Consider the following 7,953-nt stretch of genomic DNA (forward strand, 5'->3'; position numbering starts at 1 on the left):
GAGCACCACCCGCCGACTGCGCCCCTGCCGAAGCGGTCGGAGCCCATGCGCCCCGGGCGCCCGGAGGAGCCGACCTGCTCGTGCCTTGGCCCCCCGGGCCCCTCTGGGCCTCCGCCGCTCGCGGCGCCACCGGTCCGCGGTCGTCCGTCCCGGCGGACGCCGCCGTCCGCGCTGCCCTGCTGTCGTTCGTGTCGCCTTTCGGCGCCCGCCCCTTGCGGCTGTGCCGTCCCACGCCGCGCCTCAGCTCCCCACGCCGCGAGAGCCCGATGGCGGACCCTCGGCGGCCGATCCGGCACCGTCGGCACCGACCGAGTCGGCACCGACCGAGTCACCGCCGCCCACCGAACCACCCTCACTCGAATCGTCAACAGAGGCCGAACCCGAAACCGCGGCACCGGCCGAAGCCGGACCCGAACGGGAACCCGAACCGAAACCCGAAGGGGAATCCCCATCCAGATCCCAGTCCCGCGACCCTGACCCCGAACGCGAACCCGAACCCGGAGAACCTGAACCCATCGAAGCCGATTCCGCCCCGTCCGCCAACTGTCCCGTATCCGCGAGCAGTTCACGAAACGCGGCGGCAACCGTCTCCGGGTACTCCATCATCGCCACATGCCCCGCGTCCGGCAGGGAGACGAGGCGGGAGTCGCGGAAGGAGCGGGCGGCGCGCTGGGCCATGCGGTAGCCGACGAGTTGGTCGCGGCGGCCGTAGACGAGGAGGGTCGGGGCGAGGACACGCTCGGCCTGGCGCCAGAGCGAGTGCTGCCCGCCCAGCGTGTACGCGTCCACGAGCCCACGGGCGGAACGCGTCAACGCGTCCCACATGTACGGCAGTTGGAGGCGCCGCTCCATCTCCTCGACGGCGTTGCGGAAGCCCTCGTCCGTGACGCGGCCGGGGTCGCCGTAACAGAGCGCCGTGACGCCCCGTACGCGCTGTTCGGCGCTCCAGCCCTTGGTGAAGCGGGTGAAGAGCGCCGACACGCCCGGCAGCGCGAGCATCGCGGTGGGCACGGCGGTCCGCTGGACGAGGATCTCCGGCAGTGCGGGCGACACGAGGGTCAGGGTGCGGACGAGATCGGGGCGCAGGGCTGCGACACGGGTCGTGATCGCGCCGCCGAGGGAGTTGCCGAAGAGGTGCACGGGGCCGCGCCCGGCGGCGTCGAGGTGACGGATGACCGCGCGCGCGTGTCCCGTGACGGAGTAGTTGCCGTCGTCCGGCGGCGGCGAGTCGCCGAAGCCGGGCAGATCGATCGCCTCGCCGTCGACCACCTCGTCGAGCTCCTGCATCAGCGCGGACCAGTTCTGCGAGGAACCGCCCAGGCCGTGCACGTACAGGGCGGGCGGCAGTCCTTCGCGCGCCGGCGGTCTCGATCGCACCGACAGGGTGATCCCGGGCAGCCGTACCGACCTCAGCCGCTCGCCGGGCGCCACGCGCACGGCACTCGCCTTCGGCGACGCGGTGGCGGTCAGCAGGGACGGCAGCTCGGTCGAAGACATGCGGCAATGTTACGAGACGATCACGCAGTGGCTCATGTGTTCGCCGTCACAGACCACGACACAAATCGGCCACCTGTCACGGGACAGCCACCGGACCGCACCGCGACGCACGGCGCACGCGCGGGCCGAACCGCACGGCACACGCGATGGCACACGCGCGTGCCCGACCACATAGCGCCACCTTCCCCCGTCTCCTAGGCTCACAAGCAGGGCATCCGTGCCCGTAAACAGGGCATCCGGGCTCGCGAACAGGGCACCCGTACGCTGCCCGCCGCCCCGGGAGACGTTCCGGCGACTCCAGGGCGACACGGCACCGCGCCAGGGCAGCATGAGGAAGGGGAACCCACGATGGCCGTTGACCCGACCGATCCCGACACCTTCACCGAGGAGGAAGCCGTGGAGTTCGACGACGTCGAGGCTCCCGAGGCCGATGCCGCCGAGCAGCACACGGACGTCGCCCCGGACCGGGACGACCCGCTGACCGACGCGGACCCGGACGCCGCCAACGAGGCCGACCTCGCGGAACAGGCCCGCGTGGTCTCCCTCGACGAGGACGACTACCGGTAACCCGACCCTCACCAGGGACGACGACCGGTGACGAGAAAGGGCTTCCTTCTGCCCGTCATGCTCCCGTTTGGCGTGGTACGCGGCACTTTCCCCGGCGTCCGGTCCGTGAAATTCTGCGCTCGCACCGCGCACACCCGGGTTACCGAAAAGTACGATGGCGGCGCGGCGCACACCCGCATGTGGACGATCTTGGGAGGCGGCGTGACAGCCATCGAGCAGACAGAGGCGGCGCGCCCGCGGGGCACACGCCTGCCGCGCCGAGCCCGACGGAACCAGTTGCTGGGCGCCGCCCAGGAAGTCTTCGTGGCCCAGGGCTACCACTCGGCCGCGATGGACGACATCGCCGAGCGCGCCGGAGTCAGCAAGCCGGTGCTCTACCAGCACTTCCCCGGCAAGCTCGACCTCTATCTGGCCCTGCTGGACCAGCACTGCGAGTCCCTCATCCACGCCGTACGCAGCGCGCTCGCGTCGACGACCGACAACAAGCAGCGTGTCCGGGCCACGATGGACGCCTACTTCGCGTACGTCGAGGACGAGGGCGGCGCGTTCCGGCTGGTCTTCGAGTCGGACCTGACGAACGAGCCCGCCGTGCGCGAGCGCGTCGACAAGGTCACCAACGAGTGCGCCGAGGCCATCTGCGAGGTCATCGCCGAGGACACCGGCCTCTCGCGCGCGGAGTCGATGCTCCTCGCCTCGGGCCTGGGCGGTCTCTCCCAGGTGGTGGCGCGGTCCTGGCTGCACAGCGACCGCAGCGTCCCGCGCGAGCAGGCGGTCCAGCTCCTGGCCTCGCTGGCCTGGCGCGGCATCGCCGGCTTCCCCCTGCACGGCATCGATCAGCACTGACCGCCGGACCAGGCCGGCGCGGCACCGCCGACTGGCACGGCACCGCCTCGGTCCGGGGTTTGTTCCCGCGTTCTGTTCGCTCCTGGCGTTCTCAGGCGGAGCGTGTACGTCCCCTCACCGGGCTAATGTGTGCTGCGTACGGCGCGGAAGCCCGCGCATTTCACTGACCGTCGGAGGGACATAGCCGTGGAGGTCAAGATCGGCGTGCAGCACGCGCCCCGCGAGATCGTTCTGGAGAGCGGTCAGAGTGCCGAGGAGGTCGAGCGTGCCGTTGCCGACGCGCTGGCCGGCAAGTCGGCCCTGCTGAGCCTCACGGACGAGCACGGCCGCAAGGTCCTGATCCCGGCGGACCGTCTCGCCTACGTCGACATCGGCGAGTCGGCCGTCCGCAAGGTGGGCTTCAGCGCGCTGTAGTCAAGAGGCGCGAGAGGCGTACGGAGGGGGCCCGGTGGTGTGAAACCACCGGGCCCCCTCCGTACGCCCGGACCTCATGACCCCCACGGCCCGAATCGCACAGAGCCGCCACATCTCATCCACAGTCGATGATTGCGCTCCCCGACTCGCGGGTAGTACCGGCTACGACCGATTTGCCCAGGCCAGGCCGTGCGGGAGGGAACCCGATCATGTTCTTGGAAGCACTCGGATCCGCACTTCTCGGCTTCGCCCTCGCCTGTGCCGTCGCCTACCGCCTGCCGCACCGTCTGCCGCCCCGCACCCTGGTCCTGCCGACCGGCACGGCGGGCGGCCTCTTCGGCGCCTTCCTGACGCACACGGCACTGGGCTCCGTGAACTACCTGGTGATCCTCACCGGCGCACTGATCGTCGCGGCGGCCTCCCTGTCCCTGCTGCTGCGCCCGACGGAACGATTTCGACGCAGCAGCTCGGCGACGGCCTGAGAAGGCCGGCCCGGCGGGGGCGAAGCCGCCCGCCGAGGGGCGCGGGGAACGGCGCGACCAGCCACGACGAACCCCGCACCCGCCGGACGACAGCTCACCCGACGGCGACTAGGCGCCCCGCTCAGGCCGCGAGGCCCAGCGCGGCCATCCTCTTGGTGTGCGCCTCGGTGATCCGCGAGAACATCCGTCCGACCTCGGCCAGATCGAACCCGTCGGCGACACCCCCCACGAGCATCGTGGACAGGGCGTCCCGGTCGGCCACCACCCGCTGCGACTGCGACAGCGCCTCGCCCATCAACCGCCGTGCCCACAGCGCCAGTCGGCCGCCCACCCGCGGGTCCTCGTCGATCGCGGCGCGCACCTTCTCCACGGCGAACCCGGCGTGTCCCGTGTCGTCGAGCACGGCGAGCACCAGCCCGCGCGTGTCCGAGTCGAGGTGCGCCGCGACCTCCCGGTAGAAGTCACTGGCGATCGAGTCGCCGACGTACGCCTTGACGAGCCCCTCCAGCCAGTCCGACGGCGCGGTCTGCCGGTGGAAGCCGTCGAGCGCGTCGACGAACGGCTCCATGGCCCGCGTCGGCTCCTCGCCGATCTCCGTGAGCCGGCCGGCGAGCCTCTCGAAGTGATGGAACTCGGCCGCCGCCATCTTCGCCAGCTCCGCCTTGTCGACGAGGGTCGGCGCCAGCTTCGCGTCCTCCGCGAGCCGTTCGAACGCCGCCAGCTCCCCGTAAGCCAGCGCGCCCAGCAGATCCACCACCGCGGCGCGGTACTGCGGATCGGTGGCGGCCCGGGCCCAGTCCTGGGCGGCGATCCCGGTGACCTCGGCGGTGTCGGCGGCGTCGGCGGACTCGCCGCCGGTGGCGTTCTCAGGCTTGTCAGACGTGGTCATGAAGCGCACAATAGCCCGCCCCGCGCACGGCGGAAGGGGCCGGTCATCCGGTGTCCCCCGCAGTGTGACGACGACTACGTGACCAAATCGGCCATCGCATATGCGCGATTCCGGGGTATGGTGGTAATGCGCCTGCTGGTACGTCGACGTAGTTCGATCGTTCGACCGTTCCTCGACAGGCCGCACGCATGAGGATGCCCGGTCGGTGGCCCGATCGGCTCCGACCCGACAGCCCTCCTTTTCCGTACGGCATTCTGCGTACGGCGTACGGAGGGAACCCCTCAGCGGTATGAGCGCTAGAGCGTCGGCAGTGGTCCCGTGCCACACGGTCCGCCCGTGAGGCGGCCGACGTCCCCGGCACGGTCCCGACACGACCCCCGCGCTCGCCTCGCACCGCGTACACAGAAGAGGCAGCACCCTGACTACGACTTTTCGAGATCTCGGAATCTTTCCCGAGACGGCCGAGGCCCTTGAGGCCGTCGGCATCATCAGCCCCTTTCCCATCCAGGAGATGACGCTCCCGGTCGCCCTCACCGGCACCGACATCATCGGCCAGGCCAAGACCGGCACCGGCAAGACACTGGGCTTCGGCCTCCCGCTCCTCGAGCGCGTCGTCGTCCCCGCCGATGTCGAGGCCGGCCGCGCCAAGCCCGAGGACCTCGTCGACTCGCCGCAGGCCCTCGTCGTCGTCCCCACACGCGAGCTGTGCACCCAGGTCACCAACGACCTGCTGACCGCCGGCAAGGTACGCAACGTCCGCGTCCTCGCGATCTACGGCGGCCGCGCCTACGAGCCCCAGGTGGAGGCCCTCAAGAAGGGCGTCGACGTCGTCATCGGCACTCCCGGGCGGCTCCTCGACCTCGCGGGCCAGAAGAAGCTGAACCTGAAGCACGTCAAGTGCCTGGTGCTCGACGAGGCCGACGAGATGCTCGACCTGGGCTTCCTGCCCGACGTCGAGAAGATCATCAACATGCTTCCGGCGCGCCGCCAGACGATGCTGTTCTCGGCGACCATGCCGGGCGCGGTCATCGGCCTCGCGCGCCGCTACATGTCGCAGCCCACCCACATCCGTGCCACGGCACCGGACGACGAGGGTGCGACGGTCGCGAACACCAAGCAGCACATCTACCGCGCGCACAACATGGACAAGCCCGAGATCGTCTCGCGCATACTGCAGGCCGACGGCCGGGGACTGGTCATGGTCTTCTGCCGTACGAAGCGCACGGCGGCCGACCTCGCCGACCAGCTCAAGCAGCGGGGCTTCGCCTCCGGCGCGGTCCACGGCGACCTCGGCCAGGGCGCCCGCGAGCAGGCTCTGCGCGCCTTCCGCAACGGCAAGGTGGACGTCCTCGTCTGCACCGACGTCGCCGCCCGCGGCATCGACGTCGAGGGTGTCACCCACGTCATCAACTACCAGTCCCCCGAGGACGAGAAGACGTACCTGCACCGCATCGGCCGTACGGGCCGCGCGGGTGCCAAGGGCATCGCGATCACCCTCGTCGACTGGGACGACATCCCGCGCTGGCAGCTCATCAACAAGGCGCTGAACCTCGGGTTCAACGACCCGCCGGAGACGTACTCCACCTCCCCGCACCTCTTCGAGGAGCTCGACATCCCGGCGGGCACCAAGGGTGTCCTGCCGCGCTCCGAGCGCACCCGGGCCGGCCTTGAGGCCGAGGAGCTGGAAGACCTCGGCGAGCCGGGCGGGCGCGGTCCGCGTGGGCGTGGCGGCCGTGGCAGTGGTTCTTCCGGCCCGTCGTCCGCCGAGCGCGAGCGTGAGCGCCCGGCGCGTACGCCTCGCCGCCGGCGCCGTACGCGCGGTGGCGCCACCCCCGACGGGGTGTCCCCGGAGGCCGCCGCGGTCACGGAGCCGTCGGAGTCCGCGCAGACGCCGGGCATCGACGCCGCCGAGTCCGAGGCCCGTACGCCCCGTCGTCGCCGCCGTACGCGTGCCGGGGTGAACCCCGGTGCCGAGACTGTGGTCGAGGGTGCGCCCGCCGAGCAGGCCGAGGCCGTGGTCGAGACCGTCGCGGGTCCGCCCGTCGAGTCGGTCGAGGAGGCCGCGAAGCCGCGTCGCCGCCGTACGCGCAAGTCGGTGGAGGCCGTCGAGGCGCCCGTCGCCGAGGTCGCGCCGAGCGCGGAGGCCTCGCTCGACACGGCCGAGGGCGCGAGCGCCGTCGAGGCGCCCGTGAAGCCCCGTCGGCGGACGCGGAAGGCCGCCGAGGCCGTCGTCGAGGCGACGGACAGCGTGGCCGAGGCCGCCGTCGACACCGTTGACACCGTCGAGGCGCCCAAGACGCGTCGCCGGACCCGCAAGGCCGTGGCGCCTGCCGCCGAAACCGTGGTGGAGGCTGTCGCCGAGGAGGCCGCGCCCGCGCCCCGTCGCCGGACCCGCAAGGCCGCGGCGCCCGCCGCCGAGGCCGCGCTGGACACGGCCGAGGGTGCGGCCGTCGCCGAGTCGGACGCCGAGGCTCCGGCCAAGCCGCGTCGCCGGACCCGTAAGGTCGCCGCGCCGGCCGAGGCCGTGGTGGAGGAGGCCGTCGCCGAGGAGGCTGTGGTCAAGCCCCGTCGGCGGACGCGGAAGGCCGCCGAGGCCGTCGTCGAGGCGACGGACGGCGTGGCCGAGGCCGCCGTCGAGGCTACGACGCCTCGTCGCCGGACCCGGAAGGCTGCGGCCACGGCCACGGCCGAGGGTGCGGTGCCGGCCCAGCCCACGGAGGAGCAGGCCACCAAGCCGCGTCGTACGCGTAAGGCGGCGGCTCCGGCTGTCGTCGAGGAGGCTGCGGCTGAGGCTCCTGCGCCGCGTCGGCGGGCTCGGAAGGCTGTCGCTGCCGCGGAGGCCGCGGAGAGCTGAGGCTCTTCAGTCGAGTGAAGGTCCGGTCCCCTGTCCGGGGGCCGGGCCTTCGGCGTTTCTCGGGTTTCCTCGCCCCCGCCGCCCCTACCCGTCCCATCCTTCAGGGGCTGTGCCCCTTCGACCCCCTGGCGCCTAATAGCCCGGGGATGCGTGTAATCGGGCGGGTGCTGGTTGTGAGTGGTTGCTCGCGCCGTTCCTCGCGCCCCTGCGGGGGGCCGCCTGAGGGGCCGCCAGGGGGCCCAGGGGCTGTGCCTCTTCGACCCCCTTGCGCCTCATAGCTCGGGGATGAGTGTGATCGGGCGGGTGCGGGTCGTGAGTGGTTGCTCGCGCCGTTCCTCGCGCCCCTGCGGGGGGCCGCCTGAGGGGCCGCCAGGGGGCCCAGGGGCTGTGCCTCTTCGACCCCCTTG

7 protein-coding genes are annotated in these 7,953 nt (G+C 72.0%); 5 read left to right on the forward strand and 2 right to left on the reverse strand.

Annotated features, from left to right (window positions below; genetic code table 11):
• Positions 1–240: 240 nt before the first annotated feature.
• Entirely contained in the window at positions 241–1,497 is a 1,257-nt protein-coding gene (locus ABT147_RS11195; protein WP_351404314.1) for an alpha/beta fold hydrolase, read from the reverse strand.
• Between the two features lie 348 nt (positions 1,498–1,845).
• Here ABT147_RS11195 and ABT147_RS11200 point away from each other — a divergent pair, with 348 nt between their 5' ends.
• The 4 genes from ABT147_RS11200 (at position 1,846) to ABT147_RS11215 (ending at position 3,803) form a co-directional block, all read left to right on the forward strand.
• Positions 1,846–2,064, forward strand: a complete 219-nt coding sequence (locus ABT147_RS11200; protein ID WP_351404316.1) for an Rv3202a family protein — start codon at positions 1,846–1,848, stop codon at positions 2,062–2,064.
• A 201-nt stretch (positions 2,065–2,265) separates the two neighbouring features.
• Entirely contained in the window at positions 2,266–2,907 is a 642-nt protein-coding gene (locus ABT147_RS11205) for a TetR/AcrR family transcriptional regulator (RefSeq protein ID WP_351404318.1), read from the forward strand.
• Between the two features lie 186 nt (positions 2,908–3,093).
• Positions 3,094–3,321, forward strand: coding sequence for a DUF3107 domain-containing protein (locus ABT147_RS11210; RefSeq protein WP_351404319.1), 228 nt, complete (start codon positions 3,094–3,096; stop codon positions 3,319–3,321).
• A 209-nt stretch (positions 3,322–3,530) separates the two neighbouring features.
• Entirely contained in the window at positions 3,531–3,803 is a 273-nt protein-coding gene (locus ABT147_RS11215; RefSeq protein WP_351404321.1) for a hypothetical protein, read from the forward strand.
• A gap of 121 nt (positions 3,804–3,924) precedes the next feature.
• Here ABT147_RS11215 and ABT147_RS11220 read toward each other — a convergent pair whose 3' ends face one another.
• Positions 3,925–4,701, reverse strand: coding sequence for a ferritin-like fold-containing protein (locus ABT147_RS11220; RefSeq protein ID WP_351404323.1), 777 nt, complete (start codon positions 4,699–4,701; stop codon positions 3,925–3,927).
• 502 nt (positions 4,702–5,203) lie between these two features.
• On the opposite strand from ABT147_RS11220, the gene ABT147_RS11225 reads away from it, so the two are divergent.
• Positions 5,204–7,546 (forward strand): DEAD/DEAH box helicase, encoded by a 2,343-nt coding sequence (locus ABT147_RS11225; RefSeq protein WP_351404325.1) that lies wholly within the window; start codon positions 5,204–5,206, stop codon positions 7,544–7,546.
• Positions 7,547–7,953 lie beyond the last annotated feature (407 nt).

Source organism: Streptomyces sp. NPDC001868 (assembly GCF_040297125.1).
Taxonomy (GTDB): domain Bacteria; phylum Actinomycetota; class Actinomycetes; order Streptomycetales; family Streptomycetaceae; genus Streptomyces.